Genomic DNA, 22,355 nt, shown 5'->3' with positions numbered 1-22,355 from the left:
AGCTAAATCAAGCAGGTCTTTGCGGCCAGTTCGTCAATCAGAACCCGTTGGTTCTCGCTGTAATCAACGGGGACATCCACCAGATGTACACCGCCCGCTTCAAAGGCCTTCTCGAACGTCGGGACAAGATCCTCTGTACGCGTGATGCGATGACCGGTGGCGCCGTAACTGTTTGCATAGGCAACGAAATCCGGATTGCCAAATTGCAGGCCCCAGTCAGGAAAGCCGGCATGGGCCTGCTTCCAGCGGATCATGCCGTATGAGCTATCATCAAGAACAACGACCACCAGATTGAGCTTCTCCCGAACAGCAGTCTCCATCTCCTGACTGTTCATCATGAAGCCACCATCTCCACAAATCGCCATCACCCGCTTATCCGGATTAAGCTTGGCAGCCATCATGGCAGACGCCAGACCTGCACCCATCGTCGCCAGTGCGTTGTCCAGAAGAATAGTATTGGGCTTATGCGCCTTGTAGTTACGGGCATACCAGATTTTGTAAATGCCATTATCCAGCGCGATAATGTCGTCATCTCCCATCACCCTACGGGTATCTGACACCAATCGCTGCGGGATCACCGGGAAACGGGAAATATCGGACCCTTCTGAGGTGTGCAGGTCCGTTTCCTTCTTGATGCGCTCAAAATAGCTGCGATCAAACTCCAGCGGTCCGCCAAGGATATCTCCCAGACGTGTGATGGACTTCGCAAGATCGCCCACCACTTCCACCTGAGGGAAGTATACCTGATCCACCTGTGCGGCCTTATAGTTTAGGTGAATGACCTTTGTTCCACCGGGTTCCATCAGGAAGGGGGGCTTTTCAACCACATCATGGCCCACATTGATAATCAGATCCGCCCGTGCGATTGCGCAGTGGATGTAGTCGCCATCGGATAGTGCTGCCGTTCCCAAAAACAGATCAGAGCGCTCGTCGATTACCCCTTTGCCCATCTGGGTATTGAAGAACGGGATCTGCGTTTTTTCAGCAAATGCACTCAGCGCAGCGTGCGCATCCTTCCGGTTTGCACCCGCGCCTAGAAGGAGCAACGGCATCTTGGCGTCACGGATCATCTCCGCTGCTTCATCTAAAACTGTATCGCCAGCTATCGCGTAGTAACGCGGGTGAGGCAGCAGCAACGGCTCATCCGTCTCTTCAATTGCTATGTCTTCCGGCAGTTCCAGAAGCACGGTGCCGGGGCGTTCTTCTTCTGCGACCCGAAAAGCTTCACGAACGAGAGCAGGGATGGTGTTCCCGTTGATAATGGCCTTCGACATCTTGGTGATCGGCTCATAGAGGCTCACGATATCAACGATCTGAAACTGCCCTTGTTTGGATTGCTTGATCGGCTTTTGACCTGTGATCATGATCAGCGGCATCCCGCCAAGATAGGCGTAGGCTGCCGGTGTCGCCAGATTGGTGGCGCCGGGCCCAAGCGTTGCCATGCACACACCAGCCTTGCCCGTCAGGCGCCCATAGGTTGCTGCCATGAAGCCTGCGCCTTGCTCATGCCGGTTGAGTACCAACTCAATCGTTGATGTGCGCAGCGATTCAACGATATCGAGGTTTTCTTCGCCAGGAACGGCAAAAACGTACTCAACCCCTTCCGCCTCCAGTGCCGCCACAAGAAGATCAGAAGCTTTCATCGGCGCTTTCGGTGCAGTCTCAGGCATAAGAAGGCCTCCATTCAGTCAAGGCGTTGTTTTGGCGGGGCAGGTGGAAAACCTGACACTCACAGCCAGCCTAAAGTGAACAGTTCGCGCCCACAATCTTGGGAAATAGAGGGAAAGAGCAGATAGTTAATCATCTGCCATTTCTCACTTCACCTGTTTGATTAAAGAGATACGCACTTTCCTAAGGCAAAGCCTAGCTGCTTTGAGCGGTAAATTAAAAACATGGCGTTTGCCGATGTTCTTGCATCCAGACGCAAAAAAGGCCCTGAACCAAAGCTCAGGGCCTTTTTCATAATCAGTCGTCAAAGATCAGCGGAGTTATCTCGCGTTGATCTGGGGTTCCAATCAGCTACAGCCGCTTGTGGAGCCGCAGGTGTCGCATTTCAGGCAGGTGCCGTTGCGGACCATGGTGAAGTTACCGCACTCTGCGCAGCTTTCGCCCTCATAACCCTTCATGCGAGCCTGAGCGACCTGGCTGGCAACAGATGGCTGAGCAGCAGCTGGTGTTGCTGTGCCAACAGTTGCTGTTGCGGTTGCTTCGCCGCCACGTTGGAACGCAGTTGCAATGGCATCAGACTGAGCTGTGATCGCACCGGCCAGCTGAACAGCTGGGTCACCACCTGGAACCAGACGGAACTTCTCGGTCTGACCACGAACAAGGCCGTGAGACACGATCGCCGGTCCACCTTCATCACCCTGACCTTCAGCAGAAGAGCGGGAGGTGGAGGTTGCGCTATCTAGCGCTTCCGGCGGAACGTGAGCCAGATCGTTACGACCTAGGTAAGACACAGCCAGCTCACGGAAGATGTAGTCAAGAATGGAGGTTGCATTCTTGATCGCATCGTTACCCATCACCATGCCAGCAGGCTCAAAACGGGTGAAGGTGAATGCGTCTACGTATTCTTCAAGCGGCACACCGTACTGCAGGCCAAGAGAGATCGCGATCGCGAAGTTGTTCATCAACGAGCGGAACGCAGCGCCTTCCTTGTGCATGTCGATGAAGATCTCGCCGATGCGGCCATCTTCGTATTCGCCGGTTGTCAGGTACACTTTGTGGCCACCAACGGAAGCCTTCTGAGTGTAGCCTTTGCGGCGGTTTGGCAGCTTTTCACGGTTGCGAACAGCACGTTCAACGATGCGCTCAACAACACGCTCTGCAACAGCTTCCGCGCGAGCAGCCTGTGGCTGTGCGAGGATGTCATCAACGGTGTCTTCTGCATCATCCTCATCGTCTTCCAGCAGCTGAGCGTTCAGCGGCTGAGACAGCTTGGAACCATCGCGGTAAAGCGCGTTTGCTTTAAGGCCAAGCTTCCAGGAGAGCATGTAGGCGTCTTTACAATCCTCAACGCTGGCAGTGTTTGCCATGTTGATGGTCTTGGAAATAGCACCGGAGATGAACGGCTGAGCCGCTGCCATCATCTTGATGTGGCTGTCAACAGACAGGAAGCGCTTACCAATGCGGCCGCATGGGTTTGCACAGTCAAACACTGGGTAGTGCTCTTCCTTCAGGTGCGGTGCACCTTCCAGGGTCATTGCACCACAAACGTGGGTGTTTGCTGCTTCAATGTCTGCTTTGTTGAAGCCCATGTGGGTGAGGAGATCAAACTCCATGTCTTCCAGCTGCTCAGCAGAAACGCCCAGCTTGCCGGTCAGCAGATCGTCACCAAGGGTCCAGCGGTTGAATACGAACTTGATGTCGAAGGCAGAGCCAAGTGCACCAGCCAGTTTCTCAAGCGCTGCATCATCAAAGCCTTTTGCTTTCAGGCTGGCCTCATTAATGGCTGGAGCCTGAGCAATGGAACCGTGACCAACAGCGTAGGCTTCGATCTCGCCAATTTCAGCTTCAGAGTAACCCAGAGCGCGAAGAGCTTCAGGCACAGCGCGGTTGATGATCTTAAAGTAACCACCACCAGCAAGCTTCTTGAACTTCACCAGCGCAAAGTCAGGCTCAATACCAGTGGTGTCACAGTCCATCACCAGACCGATGGTGCCAGTTGGCGCGATAACGGTGGTTTGCGCGTTGCGGTAACCGTGTTTTTCACCCAGTTCCAGTGCCTTGTCCCATGCCAGACGAGCACGCTCAACAAGGTCCGCCTGTGGGCAGTTGGCAGCGTCCAAAGGAACAGGCAGGGTGCTGAGTTTCTCATAACCCTGCGTATCGCTGTGGGCAGCGCGGCGGTGGTTACGGATCACGCGCAGCATGTCCTTCGCGTTTTCCTCATAACGAGGGAACGCACCCAGCTCTCCAGCCATTTCAGCGGAAGTAGCGTAACACACACCGGTCATGATTGCGGTGATGGCACCACACAGCGCGCGGCCTTCGTCACTGTCATAAGCAATACCGGAGGTCATCAGCAGGCCGCCGATGTTGGCGTAGCCCAGACCTGTGGTGCGATATTCGTAGGACAGCTCTGCAATCTGCTTGGATGGGAACTGCGCCATCATGACGGAGATCTCAAGCACGATCTGCCAGAGGCGGGTCGCATGCTCAAACTTGTCAAAGTCGAACTGACCATCATCCTGACGGAACTGCAGCAGGTTCAGGGAAGCCAGGTTACAAGCCGTGTCATCCAGGAACATGTATTCAGAACATGGGTTGGATGCGCGGATCTCGCCGCCCTGCGGGCAGGTGTGCCACTCATTGATGGTGGTGTGGTACTGCAGGCCTGGGTCAGCAGATGCCCATGCCGCGTAACCAATCTGCTCCCAAAGCTCTGCAGCTTTGATGGTCTTCTTGGTTTCTCCGTCGATACGGCCAATCAGATCCCACTCACCATCAGCAGTAACAGCTTTCAGGAAGCCATCAGTTACACGAACGGAGTTGTTGGAGTTCTGGCCGGAAACGGTCAGGTATGCCTCAGAATCCCAGTCTGTGTTGTAGGTTGGGAATTCAATGGTCTTGTAGCCCTGACGTGCGAACTGAACCACACGCTGGATGTAGTTTTCAGGAACCATTGCCTTCTTGGCAGCGCGCATTTCGCGCTTCAGGGCAGGGTTCTTTTTCGGATCAAAGCAATCGTCGCCGCTGCCTTCGCAGTTGACGCAAGCTTTCATCACAGCCTGAAGGTGCTTCTGACACACTTTGGAACCAGTTACGATCGCCGCAACCTTCTGTTCCTCATGCACCTTCCAGGTCACGAATTCTTCGATATCCGGATGGTCGATGTCGACCACAACCATCTTCGCTGCACGGCGGGTGGTACCACCGGATTTGATTGCGCCCGCTGCACGGTCGCCGATCTTCAGGAAGCTCATCAGGCCGGAGGACTTGCCGCCACCTGCAAGACGCTCACCGCTAGCACGCAGAGAAGAGAAGTTGGTGCCGGTGCCGGAACCGTATTTGAACAGACGCGCTTCACGAACCCATAGGTCCATGATGCCGTTCTCATTCACCAGATCATCATCAACGGACTGAATGAAGCAAGCATGCGGCTGCGGGTGCTCATAGGCGGTTGCAGAGCGGGTCAGCTTGCCGGTTTCAAAATCAACGTAATGGTGACCCTGGCTCGGTCCATCAATGCCGTAAGCCCAATGCAGGCCGGTGTTGAACCACTGTGGGGAGTTTGGCGCGACTTTCTGAGTGGCGAGCATGTACCGCAGTTCGTCATAGAACGCCTGCGCATCAGCTTCGCTGTCAAAGTAACCGCCTTTCCAGCCCCAGTACGTCCAGGTGCCTGCCAGACGATCGAAGACCTGACGACTGTCTGTTTCAGAACCGAAGCGCTTGTCCTTAGGCAGCTTGTTCAGCGCCTTGTCATCTGCAGTTTTGCGCCACAGCCAAGAAGGGATCGTGTTTTCTTCAACGGCCTTCAGCTTTGCAGGCACACCCGCCTTACGGAAATACTTCTGAGCAAGAATGTCTGAGGCAACCTGAGAGAATTGCTTTGGAACCTGAATGTTCTCAAGGCGAAACACAACAGACCCGTCTGGGTTACGGATCTCACTTGTGGCATTGCAGAATTCAATATCTGCGTAGGGGGATTGTCCTTCCGCAGTATATCGGCGCTCAATTCTCATATTTAGCCCCTTATCGCACCCGGTGAAGGCCACCGCGGCGCATCTCGGTTTTGAGAGATCAGATAGCTAAGATTTTAATCAAAAATCCGCCGCCGGTTTCGACTAATCCGCCATCTGGTATTTATACTAGTTAACGCAGGCAAAGTGGTACGCAATCTGATGCTATCACAATATCTAGTGTGTCGATAATATATTAACACAATATTTAGCTTGCAATTGGCAAAAAAAAGCGACCGCCGGAACTGAAAATAAATCCATCTCCTAGCACTCGAAGCTACTTAAATTAGGTGAACTCCCGGCCGAGGCCGCACTATCCTGAACACGTCTTGATTTCGACCTCAAACTAGATTGAATCGGAAACCATCGTCAAGGTCGATCTGTCCACTGCTTGTGTGCATAAGAGGGATCGGAACACCAAATATTGTAATCTGTGTGGATTGTGTGGAGCTTCAAGTATGTCCGAAATGGGGCACAGGCAGCAGAACCCTGCCATTTCCGCAAAGCCAAGCGAAAAAGCAAACTCAACCTCATTTTTTCTGGGGGATATTTTTCGGAAAAATTATTCAGTGGATCACAAAAAATCGCAGGTAAAAAAGTCTGTGCACCCCACGCAATTTTACGCAGTAGTTGTATGGAGAGATCATATATAGTTTCTCAATTACCTTCAGTATCTGGTTAGGTTAAATTAGCGAGCAGATATGCATCACACCTCCTTCGGCAAGGACATTTCTCAGTTAGATGTGGTTCTTGTGGAACAGTCAAAACCCACCCAAGCAATCCTAAGGGGCATATTAGGTACCCTGAAGCTGGGGCGCGTACGTGTCTATGACAGTCCCAAGGATGCATTGCCGATGCTTATCTCGGACCCACCAGATATAGTGTTGTCCGGATGGGAGATGAAACCGGTCAGTGGCTTCCAGCTTTTAAAGCTGATGCGCTCAGGCCGAATCCCTGAACTCATCAACGTTCCGCTCGTCTTTATCACCGCTTACGGCACCCGTGCGCTCGTGACCCGCGCCATGGAAGCAGGGGCGCACCATCTGCTGGTGACACCTATTTCCTCCGCAGTACTGAAGAAGTCGCTGGAATCAATCTGTAAGGATCGCCGTCAGTTCGTACGCAATGAGGATGGTGGTTTCATCATTGATGGCACGGCAAGACGTCTGGAACAGAATCAGGCCAAGTTCGCAGCGCTCAACAAAGCGCGCGAATACCAGAAGGATGAAAACGCAACTGCCCCCGAATCTGAACCGGCGCCACCAAAGCGCAGACAGCGGGGCAGGGATGATAATGAGCCGCTTTCCCTCAAGGATCTGGAAGTCGGCAACATTTCACCGGCAGACAAGTTCAGTCAAAACCCGTACTTGCCGCGCAGAGCCAAGAAGTGAAGTCGCAAAATGAGGGGCAGAATTGGGAAATTGCTAACTGACCCTAGGATATTTTAAGCGACTTCCGGTGAATAGTTGAAACTACGGTACTCAAAGACTGGACAGGCAGGCCAACACTCGTCATATTCCAGCAAAATTTACAAGCCAGCGATCTGGAAAGGCCAGACACATGAAACACCTTCTGCTTACGTTCTTCACATGGTGGAACAGTGACACGTGGGGCACTCGCTTCTTCACTTGGAGAAAGGGTGAGTTCGTCGGTACCGATGAGTTTGGCAACAAGTACTATAGAGAGCGTGGCGGCAAGCGTCGCTGGGTGATCTATAAGAACCTCGCAGAAGCCTCCCAGATCCCTGCCGGTTGGCACGGTTGGATGCACTACCGCACTGACACGCCTCCAACTGAGATGGAATACGTCAAGCGCGACTGGGAAGCAGATCACCAGCCAAACCTGACAGGCACACCAAACGCCTACCGTCCAAAAGGCTCCATCCTGACCCCGGAAAAACGTCCGGAAGTGACTGGAGACTACCACGCTTGGACACCTGGCGAATAAGTCAGAACATCAGTTACAAAAAAAGCCCGGTCATCTGACCGGGCTTTTTTTATTCGGAAAATCTGCGCTGGTTACATCGCGTCTTCACCGATTAAACCGAGACGACGATCGAGATAACCGGCACAGTTATCAATCAGACCATCAACATGGTTCTCGAAGAAGTGGTTCGCGCCAGGCATTTCCTGGTGATCGATGATGATACCCTTCTGGGTCTTCAGCTTGTCGACCAGAGCCTGAACGTCTTTCTGCGGAACAACCTTATCCTGCTCACCATGAATAATGAGGCCGGAAGACGGGCAAGGTGCAAGGAAGGAGAAGTCATGCAGGTTTGCTGGTGGAGCAACGGAAATGAAGCCCTCCACTTCCGGACGACGCATCAGAAGCTGCATACCAATCCACGCACCAAACGAGAAGCCTGCAATCCAGCACGCACGTGCATCCGGATGAACAGTCTGTACCCAGTCCAGCGCTGCTGCTGCATCAGACAACTCGCCCTGTCCATGATCGAACTGGCCTTGTGAACGACCGACACCGCGGAAGTTGAAGCGCAGAACCGCAAAGCCACGTTTCGCAAACATATAATACATCTGATAGATGATCTGGTTGTTCATCGTCCCGCCGAACTGCGGATGCAGATGAAGCACCAATGCGATTGGAGCATTGCGTTTTTTAGCTGGATGGAAACGGCCTTCTAGCCGCCCTGCAGGGCCATTGAAGATCACCTCAGGCATATACTGCAAAATCCTTTTGTTTTGGTCGGCAGCAAATGACCGCCGATTTTTTGGTACACTGGATCAATGTCGATTAAACTTGACTGCGAAGGGCAAGTTTATTAGAACCAGTTTAGAATTATTCTACGGTGAATCTCAAGGACTACACTGAAAATCGACCTCTATTGGAGAAAGGTATATCCAACTCGGCGCACTCACGTTATAGACCTCAACGAATTCAAAGGGAACTCACTAACCCTTATCGTAAGCACCGTGGAAAATATCAAGGTTTCCATTTCCATAGAGACCCAATTAGGGCACTAAAGAACCCCATTTTCTGTGTTAAACTATGACAACGAACCGCGAACTGACATATTTAGACTATAACGCCAGCGCTCCGTTGAGGGAAGAATCTCTTTTAGCTCTTCAGGAAGCATATAAAGCCGCTGGCAATGCGTCCTCTATTCACAGCAGCGGTCGGCGCGCCCGGGCGATCATCGAAGATGCAAGGCACAAAATTGCAGATCTGGTAGATGGCAATCCGGCAAACATTGTTTTTACAAGTGGTGCTTCTGAGGCGAATGTAACGGCATTATCGCCCACTTGGTTGAAAAATGGCGAGCCCTATATTCTGACCCAGGTTTTTGTGAGCGCAATCGAGCATCCCTCCGTGATCGCAGGTGGCCGATTTGCAGCTCAGAACGTACAGAGCATACCGGTTGACGAAGAAGGCCGTGTCATCGTCGGCGAACTTTCCAATATGTTGGATGCTCTGGGTGAAGATGAAACAGTTCTTATTTCTGTGATGGCCGCAAACAGCGAAACCGGTGTTTTGCAGCCGCTGCAGGAAATAGGCGTACTGGTTGAAGATAAAGGTCACATCTTCCATGTGGATGCAGTCCAGATGGCGGGTAAGGAACCAATTTCCATGGCCATGATTGGCTGTAACTCCATGTCGATCTCCTCCCATAAAATCGGAGGTCCGCAAGGGGTAGGCGCTCTTATCTTAGGTAAGGGTGACTTCAGACCAATCCCGCTGCTCACCGGTGGCGGACAAGAGTCGTGGAGAAGAGCAGGCACAGAGAACACAGCAGGGATTGCAGGATTTGCAGTTGCGGCAGCGCAATCAACTGATCCTGATGAACATGCTAGAATTTTGCGCCTGCGAAACCATATGGAGGAGAGAGTGAAACAAATCTCTCCTGATGCGATCATCTTTGGTAAAGATGTCGCGCGTCTTGGCAACACGACGTGTTTCGCAGTTGAAGGGATTTCAGCTGAAACCGCGCTCATCAACTTTGATTTGTTTGGTGTGGCAGTTTCATCTGGATCAGCTTGTTCTTCCGGCAAAGTAGGCGCATCCCATGTGCTTCTTGCGATGGGGGTGCCGGAATCACTGGCGCGGGGCGCAATCCGGGTAAGCCTGGGTTGGGCAACGACCGAAGACGACGTCGAGCGCTTTTTAGGCGCTTGGACGAAAATTTATAAACGAATGAAGCCCACACAGAAGGGGTGAGCGCCAAATATAAAAATAAACGAGGACAAAACCCTCGTATAAATAAGGATGCACTGTGTTGCGACAGCGCATCTGTTAGATAGGGCAAAAGGGTCCAATAAGGTGTACCCAATGCGGCTTTGAACCGCGTATGGAGACAAAGCATGGCGGCAGTCCAGGAAACAATTGATCAGGTCAAAGCAATTGACGTTGATCAGTATAAATATGGCTTTGTAACGGATATCGAAAGTGAGCTTGCTCCCAAAGGGCTCAACGAAGATATCATTGCGTTCATCTCAGCCAAAAAAGAAGAACCGGAATGGATGCTAAACTGGCGTCTGGAGGCGTTTCGTCGTTGGAAAACGATGGAAGAGCCAACATGGGCGCGTGTTGAATATCCGAAGATCGACTTCGAAGACCTTCACTATTACGCAGCACCAAAGAACACTGAAGGGCCCAAGTCCCTTGATGAAGTGGATCCTGAACTGCTGGAAACCTACAAGAAGCTAGGTATTCCGCTGTCCGAACAGGAAATCCTCGCCGGTGTCGCACCTGAAAACCGTGTCGCAGTTGACGCCGTGTTCGACAGTGTGTCCGTTGCAACCACCTTTAAGGAAGAGCTTGCCAAAGCTGGCGTGATTTTCTGCCCGATCTCCGAAGCGGTTCGTGAGCATCCGGAACTGGTGCAGAAGTATCTTGGCTCAGTCGTGCCGGTCTCCGACAACTTCTACGCAACTCTGAACTCCGCAGTCTTCTCTGACGGCTCGTTCGTGTACGTACCACCAGGCGTTCGCTGCCCGATGGAACTGTCCACGTACTTCCGTATCAATGAGAAGAACACCGGTCAGTTCGAGCGTACACTCATCATTGCAGATAAAGGCTCTTACGTCTCTTATCTGGAAGGCTGTACAGCTCCTCAGCGCGATGAAAACCAGCTTCACGCAGCTGTTGTTGAGCTCGTTGCGCTCGAAGATGCAGAAATCAAATACTCCACCGTTCAGAACTGGTATCCAGGCGACTCTGAAGGCAAAGGTGGTATTTACAACTTCGTGACCAAGCGTGGCGATTGCCGCGAAAAGAACTCCAAGATCTCTTGGACACAGGTTGAAACTGGTTCTGCTATCACTTGGAAATACCCAAGCTGCATTCTGCGCGGTGATAACTCACAGGGTGAGTTCTACTCCATTGCGATCTCCAATGGTCACCAGCAGATCGACAGCGGTACCAAGATGATCCACCTGGGCAAGAACACGGCCAGCCGGATTATCTCCAAGGGTATCTCAGCAGGTGTTTCTCAAAACACCTATCGCGGGCAGGTTTCCGCGCATCGCAAGGCATCTAACGCACGTAACTTCACCCAGTGTGACTCGCTTCTCATTGGCGATAAGTGCGGTGCCCACACCGTCCCATACATCGAAAGCAAGAACTCCTCAGCGGTGTTCGAGCACGAGGCGACAACCTCCAAGATCTCCGACGATCAGATGTTCTACTGTCAGGCCCGTGGTCTTGATGAAGAAGAAGCTGTCGCGCTGATCGTGAATGGTTTCGTCCGGGACGTAATCCAGCAACTGCCAATGGAATTTGCAGTTGAAGCTCAAAAACTGATTTCCATCAGCCTTGAAGGAAGTGTGGGCTAAAACGCGGATAGATCCCGCGTTTGCCTCGTACCTATTGAAGAATTGAAAAGACGAGAACGATAGATGCTTGAGATTAAAAACCTGCACGCCGAAGTTGATGGCAACAAAATCCTTCGCGGCATTGACCTGACTGTTCGCCCGGGCGAAGTCCACGCAATCATGGGACCAAACGGTTCTGGTAAGTCCACCCTGTCTTATGTTCTGGCAGGTAAAGAAGACTACGAGATCACCGAGGGTTCCATCACCTACAACGGTGTGGACTGGTCTGAGCTTGGCGCTGATGAGCGCGCAGCAGCTGGCATGTTCCTGGCATTCCAGTACCCGATCGAAATTCCGGGTGTTGCGACCATGACCTTCCTGAAGACGGCTTTGAACGCACAGCGCAAAGCACGTGGTGAAGACGAAATCTCCACCCCGGACTTCATGAAGCTCGTACGCGAAAAGTCCAAAGAGCTCAAAGTCACACCTGACATGCTGAAGCGTCCGCTTAACGTTGGTTTCTCCGGCGGTGAAAAGAAGCGCGCTGAAATCCTGCAGATGTCTCTGCTGGAGCCAACACTCTGCGTTTTGGATGAAACAGATTCAGGTCTGGACATCGATGCACTGCGCATTGTTTCCGAAGGCGTCAACCAGCTTCGTTCCCCAGAGCGCTCCATGATCGTGATCACTCACTATCAGCGTCTGCTCGATCACATTGTACCAGACGTCGTGCACATTCTGTCCAAAGGTAAGATCGTAAAGACCGGCGGCAAAGAGCTTGCTCTTGAGCTGGAGAAAAACGGCTACGCTGACTACGTCGACGAAGAAGCTGCTTGAGCTGGAGGGTAACCGATGAATGCTCCGGCAAAAATTCAAGAGACAAAAGCAGAGCAGAGCCTGAACGCTCAGTTCGACGCAACTCTCGCGCAAACAACGCAAGATAACGCAAACCAACGCAAACAGGCGTGGGACGCTTTCAAAGCAAAAGGCATCCCGCACCGCCGCGTTGAAGAGTGGCACTACACTGACCTGCGCACCAAGATGACTGATGCGTTTGCATTGGCATCCAAGACGTCGCCAAAGGCTGACGCTTTGAAGGGTGCTGGTGGTGGTCTGGAGACCTACCGCATCGCGATCGTCAACGGTCGCTATGTGCCGGAACTGTCTTCAAATCAGGCACTTGCAGGTCTGACTGTGACAGAAGCAGACGGCTTCCTGGCCGCTCAGCTTGGCACAGACGATGCCATGGCGCACCTCAATCAGGCTCTCGTTCAGGGCGGCATCACCATCAAGATTGATGCAGATGCAACCATTGAGACGCCAATTGAGATCGTGCGTTACACCGACGGCACGGAAGTCAGCTCCTATGCAGGCACCTCTGTCGAAATCGGTTCTGGCGCAAAAGCGCTCATCATCGAAAGCTTCGAAGGTGACGCAGAAGCCGCTTACCAGTCCAATGCTCTGACCGAAGTGAAAGTGGGCGATAAAGCCAACATTCACTGGCTGAAATTGCAGGTGGAAAGCGAAAAAGCGCAGCACATCGAGACGCTTAGCATTGAGCTGGGTGCGGAAACCAATTTCCAGCACTTCATCTACAATGAAGGCTCAGCGCTGTCCCGTGCACAGCTCTTCCTGGAGTTCAAAGGCGAGGGCACCCACGCAGGCCTGCGCGGTACATGTCTGCTCAAAGACAGCCAACATGCTGATATTACACTGTTTGTGAACCATGCAGTGCCAGAATGTGAAAGCCGCGAATACTACCGCGCCGTCGTAGATGACAAAGCCCGCGCAGTCTTCCAAGGCAAGATCATTGTGGAGCCAGGCGCCCAGAAGACAGACGGTCAGATGATGATCAAGTCTCTTCTTTTGAGCGATACTGCTGAAATCAATGCCAAACCTGAGCTGGAAATCTTCGCAGACGACGTTCAGTGTGCCCACGGTTCTACCACCGGCGACATTGATGAAGACCTGCTGTTCTACCTCATGGCTCGCGGTATTCCGGAAGCACAGGCGCGTAAAATCCTCGTTCTCGCATTCCTCTCTGAAGCTATTGAGGAATTTGAAGAGGAACGCTCTGTAGAATTGCTGGAAGCAATGACACGCAAGTGGCTCCACGCCGACGAGATGGTGAGCGAATGACCAAGGTCGACAACACGGCTTTCACAGCTCCATACGACGTAGAGAAGGTTCGGAAAGATTTTCCGATCCTCTCGACGCAGGTCTATGGCAAGCCGTTGGTGTACCTGGATAATGGCGCTTCGGCCCAGAAACCGACTGCGGTGATTGACGCAATCACCAAAGCCTACAGCCAGGAATACGCCAATGTGCACCGTGGCTTACACTATCTGTCGAACACAGCCACTGAGAACTTTGAGGCGGCACGCGAGGTCGTGCGCCGCTTCTTGAATGCTCCAAGCGTGGACGAAGTGATCTTCACCAAGTCAACCACGGAAGCAATCAACCTTGTGTCCTACGGTCTGGAAGAAGACATTCAGGAAGGCGATGAAATCATCATCTCCATTCTGGAGCACCATTCCAACATCGTTCCTTGGAACTTCCTGCGGGAACGCAAAGGCGCGGTCATCAAATGGGCACCGATTGCGGAAGACGGTACGTTCCTGATTGAGGAGTTTGAAAAGCTCCTGACGGATCGCACCAAAATCGTTGCAATCACCCAAATGTCCAACGTCACCGGAACAGTTGTTCCTGTGAAGGAAGTGACACGTCTTGCGCACGAACGTGGTGCAAAAGTCCTGATCGACGGCTCACAGGCTGCAGTTCATATGCCTGTAGACGTTCAGGATATCGGCTGTGACTTCTATGCGGTCACCGGGCATAAGCTGTATGGTCCAAGCGGCATCGGCGTGCTCTACGGCAAGAAAGAACTTCTCAACCAGATGCGCCCGTTCCAGGGTGGTGGTGAGATGATCAAGGACGTGACTGAGTGTCTCATCACCTATGCCGAAGCACCGCATCGCTTCGAAGCTGGTACCCCGCCAATCGTCCAAGCTATTGGATTAGGGGCCGCTCTTGACTATATGGATAGTCTGGGGCGCGAAAATATCGCATTGCATGAAGCGTCCCTACGTGATTATGCAGAGCAGCGCTTAAAGGAAGTCAATTCCCTCAAGATCTTTGGTAATGCCAAGGATAAGGGATCCATCTTCTCCTTCGAGATTGAAGGGGTGCATGCCCACGATATCTCAATGGTGATTGACAGAGCAGGCGTTGCAGTTCGGGCAGGTACGCATTGCGCGCAGCCGCTGCTGGCTCGCTATGGTGTGACCAGTACATGCCGTGCGAGTTTTGGCCTGTACAACACCCATGCAGAAGTCGACCTTCTGGTAGAAGCCTTGCGTAAAGCGCAGATGATGTTTGGTTAGGACCTATGACAGACAACACACAAACAAGCGAGTTCTCTGACGGACCTTTGACAACTCCGGAAATCAACCAGAGTTCTGCGATTCCTGCAGAAGAACTGGAACGTTTGACCGGTGATATCATTGCTGCGATGAAGACCGTTTTCGATCCGGAAATCCCGGTCGATATCTACGAACTCGGTTTGATCTACAAGGTTGATATCGAGGACGATCGCACGGTCAAAATCGACATGACCTTGACCGCTCCAGGCTGCCCGGTTGCTGGCGAAATGCCGATCTGGGTAGAAAACGCAGTAAGTTCAGTGCCTGGCGTTGGTGCTGTGCAGGTAGACATGACCTTTGATCCTCCATGGGATCCAAGCCGCATGTCTGACGAAGCTCGCGTCGCATTGAACTTCTTCTAAGGTTCGAACAGCGCTTACAATGTATGGCACCTCGACTGTGTTGAGGTGCCCATGGAGGGTGCAAAATGGCCTCAGGATTTCAGGTATTACAGCTGACAGAGGAAGCAGCTGAGCACATCCGCACACTGCTTGAAGCAAGTGACGCTGATCCACTCGGATTGCGCGTTTCCATCAAGTCCGGTGGCTGTGCTGGTATGGAATACGAACTGGATCTGGTAACAGAAGCAAAGTCTGGTGACGATGTGGTGGAAGACAAAGGCGTGAAGGTCTTTGTTGATCCAGCTGCAACACTATACCTGCTTGGAACGGAAATGGGTTTTGAAACCACCAAGTTCCGCTCTGGCTTTACCTTCAAAAATCCAAATGAAGTTTCTGCTTGCGGCTGCGGTGAATCCGTAGAGTTGCAGGCGGCTGATCTTTCAAAGTTCGCTCAGAAAAATTAATAGTGCTCCTTTAAGAGCAACTATGGCAATAGGTGGGGTGCCATGTCTCTTTTTAATTCATTGAAAAACGATAATCTCGAGACGTGGCATTCCTACACAAAACATGAGTTTGTCCAGGGCCTTGGCGACGGCACGCTGCCGATTGAGGCCTTCAAAAAGTATCTGGTTCAAGACTATCTTTTCCTCATCGAGTTTGCCCGCGCCTATGCGCTTGGCATGTACAAGTCCACTGATTTGACGCAGATGAGAAAGTGCCTTTCCTCCGCTAAAGGCATTCTGGAAGTAGAGATGGGTCTTCACATCCGCCTTTGCGAAAGTTGGGGTCTTTCTGAAGCTGAAATCGTGGCAACGCCGGAAGAGCCAGCCAATCTGGCCTACACCCGATATGTTCTCGACACTGCGATGAAAGGCGATATGCTCGACCTGAAAGTCGCACTTGCGCCCTGTGCAATTGGATATGGCGAAATCGGCGCGGAACTGGCAAAGCAGGATGGTGCACTTGATCCAAGCAATCCGTATGCGGAGTGGATCAAAGAGTACTCCAGCGATGAGTATCAGGAACTCGCAGCGGATGCTGTGAAAGAGATCGATGATCTCGGTGAACTCTACGCCACAGACGCCCGCTACGCCAAATTGTCTAGAATATTTAGAGAGGCCACTAGACTTGAGGCCAATTTCTGGCAAATGGGCCTCGAGCTATAATCATTCAAAAGATCACATCACATTTCTGTGAGTGGATGAAGTAGGCAATATTCTTGTCGGTGTTTGACTGAATATTGCAAGCTTTCGGTATATTTATTTCTTTTGGTGATAGCTTATGTCTTTGTCCGCATTTTTTCTATCTGATAAACGCCCGTTATTTCTAAAGAATATCCGCTGCCGCCCTATGTTTGGTGGTCACGGATACTATGCAAACGGCAAAATGTTCGCGCTTGTGCGTGAGAAGTCTTTGTACCTCAAGGCAGGTTCCGGCAACGTCGCAGACTTCCTTCTGACGGGTCAGTTGCCTTACATCCATCAGTGTTTTGGCGAGTATTTCCCGACAAACTTCTATTCAGTTCCGCTGGATGTTATTGAGGATGAGGATCAGCTGACTAAGTGGATCGCAAAGGCAATCCGGCAACTGGAACAGGCCGAGAAAACGGCTAAGGCATCCATCACATTGGACAGCCGACAAAAAAAGACGGCAACCATACGATCTGCCGTCCCGAACCCGTTCTTCTTTTAAAGTCAGTCGCTTAAATCAAGCAACTTGTGTCACGCTGGGGATTTTCTTCTCTTCCTCAGCTTTCACCAGATTGCGACCAGCTTTCTTCGCTGCATAAAGCGCAAGGTCAGCACGAGAAACCATGCTCTCCGCACTGTCACCCGGACGGAAAGTGGAGATGCCGATAGAAATCGTGATACGGCCAAGGTTCTCACCCGTGGAGCGCTTCACCAGTTCCTTTGCAACAACGTTCTTACGGATCTTCTCCGCAATCACTTTCGCATCTTCAATGGTGGTGCGTGGCAGAATGATGCCAAACTCTTCACCGCCGTAACGACATGCGATGTCATTGTTCTTCACGTTCTGCTTCACAGCCAACGCAACAAGGCGAAGAACTTGGTCACCAGTCTGGTGGCCGTAGTTGTCATTGAACTGCTTGAAATGGTCGATATCTGAAATCAGCAAGGAGAGGGGCGCATGGCTCTCTTCCGCTTCCTTCACCGCGCGCACCAGACTTTGATCGAAGTGCTTGCGGTTGTTCAGCGTGGTCAGCTCATCGGTGAGCGACTCATAACGGATCGCTTCCAAACCTTCTTGCAGAACGCCAATCTGGCGACGAGAATCAACCAGCTGTTCGCGAAGCTCCTGATTGCTTTCAGCAGTTTCAGTGGTCAGCTTGGCAAGATGGATCACAAGTTTGGAAAGCTGGGAACGATCACTCACGTTCTCCAGAGCGCTCAAAGTGCGGGCAAGCTCTTCACCGTATTCGGTGGTCTTCAACGTGCCTTTATCAAGAGCAGAAATCAGTTCCCGGACTTCCTCTGAGATCTTGTCGCCAACTTCGTCAATGCGCTCACCCAGACGGTTTGGCGACAAAAAACGGTTGTAGATCTTCTGAGTTTCTTCAGGAGAGATTTTGCCATCACGGGCAAGAATCTTATTTATGGTCCGGTTGAGAGCCCGGTTAAATCCGGATGCGTAAGAATACCACAGCTCATAGTTGCGTGGAAACGCTGGAAGCTTATTCGTTTTGATGTAATCGAGCGCACTGTCTGCATAAACAATAGTACGCTTGAACTCGTCTTCTTGACTCATGATTGCATCACCGCGTCACGGATAGGGCTACCCCATAGTTAATAAGCTAATTTAACATTAGCTTATTTAATGGGATATACCTAACCAGTGGTTAACCTCAGGAAAATGGGCTATCGGCTTTGAACTTTGGAACGAGTTTCCCGCAGCAGGAACGCCGGAATGTGGCTTGCATTACGGAAAATCGCTTCATCCTTAGGTTGGTTAGCGCGGCGACCACCTCGTGCACGTGCTGGAGCACGGCGTTCGGTGTGCATTGGAACCATAGGTTGCTCTTCCAAACCAGCTGGAACAGAATCAGCTTCCTGAACTGGAGCCTCCTGCGCTTCTGCTTTGGACTTACGTGAGCGATTTTTATCTTTCTGGCCACGGGTAGAGCGGCGGCGAGATTTCTTTTCTTCGACAGGCGCTGAGAAGTCGACTGGTTCGCCAACCCATTCCAGTTCCTTGCCAATGGTCTCGTTGATCGCTTGCAATGCTTTCTCGTCCTTACCCGTCACAATGGAGATTGCGGTGCCGTCACGGCCTGCGCGTCCTGTCCGGCCAATCCGGTGGACGTAATCTTCGGCCTGAATCGGAAGATCGAAGTTGAATACGTGACTTACGCTCGGAATATCCAGACCGCGTGCTGCAACATCACTGGCAACAAGGATCTTGATGTTACCTTTTTTGAAGTTGTCCAGCATGGTCATACGGGAGCGCTGGTCCATATCGCCGTGCAAGGCGCCAACGGAAAACTCGTGACGAACAAGCGAGCGGAAGAGGGTGGCTACATCGCGCTTGCGGTTACAGAACACAATCGCGTTCTGAAGATCTTCAGCGCCTTCGATCAGTTCGCGCAGCTTCGCGCGCTTCTCATAATCTTCTGGCTCAGCTGCAGCAATACGCTGTGTTACCGTTTCAGCCGTAGTGGAAGCCTTCGCGACTTCAACCTTGGCAGGATTCTGCAAGAATGTATCGGTCAAACGTTGAATTTCGCTCGGCATTGTTGCAGAGAAGAACAGGGTCTGACGTGTGAATGGGATAAGCTTACAGATGCGCTCGATGTCTGGAATGAAGCCCATGTCCAACATGCGGTCGGCTTCATCAATCACGAGGATATCAACGCCCTGCAGCAACAGTTTGCCACGCTCGAAGTGATCCAGCAGGCGGCCTGGTGTCGCGATCAGAACATCTGCGCCACGCTCTAGCTTGCGATCCTGCTCAGCGAAGGAAACTCCGCCGATCAGCAGAGCCACGTTCAGCTTGTGATTGACACCATAACGGTTGAAATTGTCTTCCACCTGCGCAGCAAGCTCGCGGGTTGGCTCAAGAATAAGAGTTCTTGGCATCCGGGCGCGCGCACGGCCTTTTTCCAGAAGAGTAATCATCGGCAAAGTAAAGCTTGCCGTTTTCCCGGTTCCGGTTTGAGCAATGCCGAGGACATCTCTGCGTTCTAAAACGTAAGGGATGGCGCCTGCCTGAATGGCAGTCGGCTCTGTGTAACCAGAGGCTTCAACAGCGGCGAGAACTTTCTCACTAAGTCCGAGAGTGGAAAACGACATATGGCATGTTCTTTACGATAATTAAGGAGAGAAGCTGGAATCCGTATGATTTACAGGTTTCTCCAACCAGTTTGGCGGAACACTACATTTCTAAGCAGCGTTGTCAATAAATTCTGCGGCATAACCGATATATTCCTTCAAGTTATGCCAAGGTTGCTGAGTTCTAACCTACGTAAAACTCAGCAACTATTCAGAATTAAGGCTCTTTTAAATATCCAGATCAGTCGCGAACTCCGCGCGCTCCTGAATGAAGTTGAAACGAGCCTCAGGTTTGTTGCCCATCAGCTGCTCAACAGCGCTGCGGGTCTCAATCACTTCATCTTCGCCAACAACCACCTTCAAAAGGGTGCGGCGTTTCGGGTCCATGGTGGTCTCTTTCAGCTGCGCAGGCAGCATCTCACCCAGACCCTTAAAGCGACCGATTTCAATCTTGCCGTTCTTCTTGAAGGAGGTCTTCAGCAGCTGCTCGCGATGCTCATCATCACGGGCATACAGAGTCTTGCCTCCCTGACTGATGCGATACAGCGGAGGAACAGCCAGATAAAGGTGCCCATTGTTGATCAGATCAGGCATCTCTTTATAGAAGAAGGTAATCAGCAGCGCCGCAATGTGCGCACCATCTACGTCCGCATCGGTCATGATCACGATGCGTTCATAACGTAGATCTTTGTCATCGTAGTTGGAACGCGTGCCACAACCCAATGCTTGAATAAGATCAGAAAGCAGCTGGTTAGCCACGAGCTTGTCACGACCAGCGTTGGCAACGTTCAGGATTTTACCACGCAGTGGCAGAACAGCCTGCGTTGAGCGGTTACGAGCCTGCTTTGCAGAGCCACCCGCTGAGTCACCCTCCACGATGAACAGTTCAGTGCCATCAGACTTGCTGGTAGAACAATCCGCCAGCTTACCCGGCAAACGCAGACGGCGAACCGCAGTCTTACGGGCAACGTCTTTTTCCTGACGACGCTTCAGGCGCTCTTCCGCACGATCAATAACCCATTCCAGCAGCTTGTTGGCCTGGTTTGGAGAAGCTGTCAGCCAGTGATCAAAAGCATCACGAACGGCATTTTCTGCAATACGCGTCGCTTCATTCGTCGCCAGTTTGTCCTTGGTCTGACCAACAAACTCAGGTTCACGCACAAACACAGAAAGCATACCAGCCGCTGACGTCAGAACGTCATCGCCAGTGATAATGGAGGCTTTCTTATTGCCGATCAGCTCACCATAAGCTTTCAGGCCGCGGAGCAGGGCATAACGAAGACCGGTCTCGTGTGTGCCACCTTCCGGTGTTGGAACGGTGTTACAGTAAGAGTTGACGAACCCATCGCCTGCGAACCACGCAACAGCCCACTCAACAGCGCCATGCCTGCCAGTTGCCTGCGTGCGGCCAGCAAAGACCTCATCAGTCACGCGGCGCTCTTTGCCCAACGCTTCTTCCAGATAATCCTTCAGACCACCTGGGAAATGGAAGGTTGCGCTTTCAGGAACACCATTGGCTTCATCTGCCAGAGACTTGGCACAGCGCCAGCGAATCTCAACACCGCCAAACAGATATGCTTTGGAACGGGCCATCTTCATAAGACGAGCAGGTTTGAACTTCAGTGTTTTGCCAAAGATCTCTGCATCCGGCTTAAAGCGCACCATGGTGCCGCGGCGGTTGTGAACATCACCAACCAGCTCCAGACCGCCATCAGCAAGGCCGCGGCGGAATGTCTGGCGATAAAGTTTCCGGTTACGGGCAACCTCAACCACCAACTCTTCAGAGAGCGCGTTCACTACGGAAATACCCACGCCGTGCAAACCACCGGAGGTCTCGTAGACTTTACTGTCAAACTTACCACCAGCGTGCAGGGTCGTCATAATGACTTCCAGCGCGGATTTGTCTTTATATTTAGGATGCGGATCAATCGGGATGCCGCGACCGTTATCTGTAATGGTCAGATAGCCATCTTCACTTAAGGAGACATCAATCCAGCTGGCGTGGCCGGCAACGGCCTCATCCATGGAGTTGTCAATCACTTCAGCAAACAGATGGTGCAGCGCTTTTTCATCCGTACCGCCAATATACATACCCGGACGGCGACGGACTGGCTCCAGCCCTTCAAGCACCTCAATGTCGGCAGCAGTATATTCTGCATCACCCGCAGCCGCAGGAGGAGGAGTCCGGCCTGCGCTGGAAGATTGGGCAGGGGAGGACGGTGCGCTTGCTGCTGGTGCTTGTTTCTTCTCAGTGCTGCCAGAAGAGGATGTCAGCTCATCCATGCTTTTGGTAACATCTGCAAACAGATCATCAGGCGTGCTCATCGTACCTCTTTGGTCTTGCGCTCAGTAGTCTCGAATCAAACGGCAGTTTTGCAGGACTGAGAGAAAAGGGCAAAGATCTGCCGGAGTTCTACTCTTGTTCCTTGTGGGTAAGCGCCAGATATACGCTTTTTCGCTTACCTGATTGTGCCGAGCCCCACCTTTAGCGGGCATCTGACAGCCATATGCGCCATTCGCGGCGAAAATACAAATGGCATTTCTGATTACCCTATGGCCTGTGGTCAAAACTTTACACCGCGCATACACAATGCAGTAGCGTCATGTGCTGTAGATTGTTGCGAGCTTGCAACATGAAATTACGCTGACCCGAATGGTCGAAACTGACACTGGTTCGGTAAAGGCAAATTGGATAGTTTGCCTTGTCCATGTTTGAGAGGTGGTCGAACTGTGTAGGTTTTTTGTCAATCAGATTGAAAGCTAGGCATTTGTAAGATCATTTGTGACAATTTGAAGATATGTCGCCTTTGGAAACAAAATTGACATTTTTTCCTTTCATAGCCTGAACCTACAA

General features: G+C 51.8%; 17 protein-coding genes. 11 read left to right on the top strand and 6 right to left on the bottom strand.

The window, feature by feature from the left end:
* Positions 1 to 2: 2 nt before the first annotated feature.
* Both PJE062_RS03345 and PJE062_RS03340 read right to left on the bottom strand, forming a co-directional pair.
* Positions 3 to 1,670, bottom strand: coding sequence for an acetolactate synthase large subunit (locus PJE062_RS03345; RefSeq protein ID WP_008547135.1), 1,668 nt, complete (start codon positions 1,668 to 1,670; stop codon positions 3 to 5).
* Between the two features lie 345 nt (positions 1,671 to 2,015).
* Positions 2,016 to 5,687 carry a vitamin B12-dependent ribonucleotide reductase gene (locus tag PJE062_RS03340; protein WP_008546820.1) on the bottom strand — a complete coding sequence of 1,224 codons (3,672 nt, stop codon included), beginning with the start codon at positions 5,685 to 5,687 and terminating at the stop codon, positions 2,016 to 2,018.
* Positions 5,688 to 6,385: 698 nt separating this feature from the next.
* Between PJE062_RS03340 and PJE062_RS03335 the strand changes: the two genes are divergently transcribed.
* Complete coding sequence (locus PJE062_RS03335) at positions 6,386 to 7,075, top strand: two-component system response regulator (protein WP_037035861.1); 690 nt, start codon at positions 6,386 to 6,388, stop codon at positions 7,073 to 7,075.
* Positions 7,076 to 7,244: 169 nt separating this feature from the next.
* Positions 7,245 to 7,631 carry an NADH:ubiquinone oxidoreductase subunit NDUFA12 gene (locus PJE062_RS03330; protein ID WP_008546198.1) on the top strand — a complete coding sequence of 129 codons (387 nt, stop codon included), beginning with the start codon at positions 7,245 to 7,247 and terminating at the stop codon, positions 7,629 to 7,631.
* Between the two features lie 71 nt (positions 7,632 to 7,702).
* Here the strand turns inward: PJE062_RS03330 and PJE062_RS03325 are convergent, their stop codons facing one another.
* Positions 7,703 to 8,362, bottom strand: a complete 660-nt coding sequence (locus PJE062_RS03325; RefSeq protein WP_008547038.1) for an alpha/beta hydrolase — start codon at positions 8,360 to 8,362, stop codon at positions 7,703 to 7,705.
* 328 nt (positions 8,363 to 8,690) lie between these two features.
* Between PJE062_RS03325 and PJE062_RS03320 the strand changes: the two genes are divergently transcribed.
* The 9 genes from PJE062_RS03320 to PJE062_RS03280 all read left to right on the top strand — a co-directional run bounded on the left by PJE062_RS03320 (position 8,691) and on the right by PJE062_RS03280 (position 16,907).
* On the top strand, positions 8,691 to 9,857 hold the full coding sequence (locus PJE062_RS03320; protein ID WP_008546605.1) for a cysteine desulfurase family protein: 1,167 nt from the start codon (positions 8,691 to 8,693) through the stop codon (positions 9,855 to 9,857).
* Positions 9,858 to 10,000: 143 nt separating this feature from the next.
* Complete coding sequence (gene sufB, locus PJE062_RS03315; RefSeq protein WP_008546371.1) at positions 10,001 to 11,473, top strand: Fe-S cluster assembly protein SufB; 1,473 nt, start codon at positions 10,001 to 10,003, stop codon at positions 11,471 to 11,473.
* Between the two features lie 63 nt (positions 11,474 to 11,536).
* Entirely contained in the window at positions 11,537 to 12,289 is a 753-nt protein-coding gene (gene sufC, locus PJE062_RS03310) for a Fe-S cluster assembly ATPase SufC (protein WP_008547274.1), read from the top strand.
* A 15-nt stretch (positions 12,290 to 12,304) separates the two neighbouring features.
* The gene (sufD, locus tag PJE062_RS03305) at positions 12,305 to 13,591 is read left to right on the top strand and encodes a Fe-S cluster assembly protein SufD (RefSeq protein WP_008546535.1); all 1,287 of its coding nucleotides are present in this window, start codon (positions 12,305 to 12,307) and stop codon (positions 13,589 to 13,591) included.
* Positions 13,588 to 14,835, top strand: coding sequence for a cysteine desulfurase (locus PJE062_RS03300; RefSeq protein WP_008546968.1), 1,248 nt, complete (start codon positions 13,588 to 13,590; stop codon positions 14,833 to 14,835). The genes sufD and PJE062_RS03300 overlap by 4 nt, the downstream gene beginning before the upstream one ends.
* Before the next feature lie 5 nt (positions 14,836 to 14,840).
* Complete coding sequence (locus PJE062_RS03295) at positions 14,841 to 15,236, top strand: SUF system Fe-S cluster assembly protein (RefSeq protein ID WP_008546804.1); 396 nt, start codon at positions 14,841 to 14,843, stop codon at positions 15,234 to 15,236.
* A gap of 65 nt (positions 15,237 to 15,301) precedes the next feature.
* Positions 15,302 to 15,679: an iron-sulfur cluster assembly accessory protein gene (locus PJE062_RS03290; protein ID WP_008546742.1), complete on the top strand. Its 378-nt coding sequence runs from the start codon at positions 15,302 to 15,304 to the stop codon at positions 15,677 to 15,679.
* A gap of 42 nt (positions 15,680 to 15,721) precedes the next feature.
* Positions 15,722 to 16,381, top strand: a complete 660-nt coding sequence (tenA, locus tag PJE062_RS03285; RefSeq protein ID WP_008546838.1) for a thiaminase II — start codon at positions 15,722 to 15,724, stop codon at positions 16,379 to 16,381.
* Between the two features lie 115 nt (positions 16,382 to 16,496).
* A complete protein-coding gene (locus PJE062_RS03280; RefSeq protein WP_256377895.1) occupies positions 16,497 to 16,907 on the top strand; it encodes a TfoX/Sxy family protein in 411 nt (136 codons plus the stop codon).
* A 15-nt stretch (positions 16,908 to 16,922) separates the two neighbouring features.
* Here the strand turns inward: PJE062_RS03280 and PJE062_RS03275 are convergent, their stop codons facing one another.
* The 3 genes from PJE062_RS03275 to parE form a co-directional block, all read right to left on the bottom strand.
* A complete protein-coding gene (locus PJE062_RS03275; protein ID WP_008547239.1) occupies positions 16,923 to 17,981 on the bottom strand; it encodes a GGDEF domain-containing protein in 1,059 nt (352 codons plus the stop codon).
* A gap of 110 nt (positions 17,982 to 18,091) precedes the next feature.
* The gene (locus tag PJE062_RS03270; protein ID WP_008547180.1) at positions 18,092 to 19,522 is read right to left on the bottom strand and encodes a DEAD/DEAH box helicase; all 1,431 of its coding nucleotides are present in this window, start codon (positions 19,520 to 19,522) and stop codon (positions 18,092 to 18,094) included.
* Positions 19,523 to 19,729: 207 nt separating this feature from the next.
* Entirely contained in the window at positions 19,730 to 21,826 is a 2,097-nt protein-coding gene (gene parE / locus PJE062_RS03265; RefSeq protein WP_008546578.1) for a DNA topoisomerase IV subunit B, read from the bottom strand.
* Positions 21,827 to 22,355 lie beyond the last annotated feature (529 nt).

This window comes from Pseudovibrio sp. JE062, from assembly GCF_000156235.1.
In the GTDB taxonomy this organism is placed as follows: domain Bacteria; phylum Pseudomonadota; class Alphaproteobacteria; order Rhizobiales; family Stappiaceae; genus Pseudovibrio.
The sequence above is the reverse complement of the archived record's forward strand: the minus strand, read 5'-3'. Positions and strand labels throughout refer to the sequence as shown.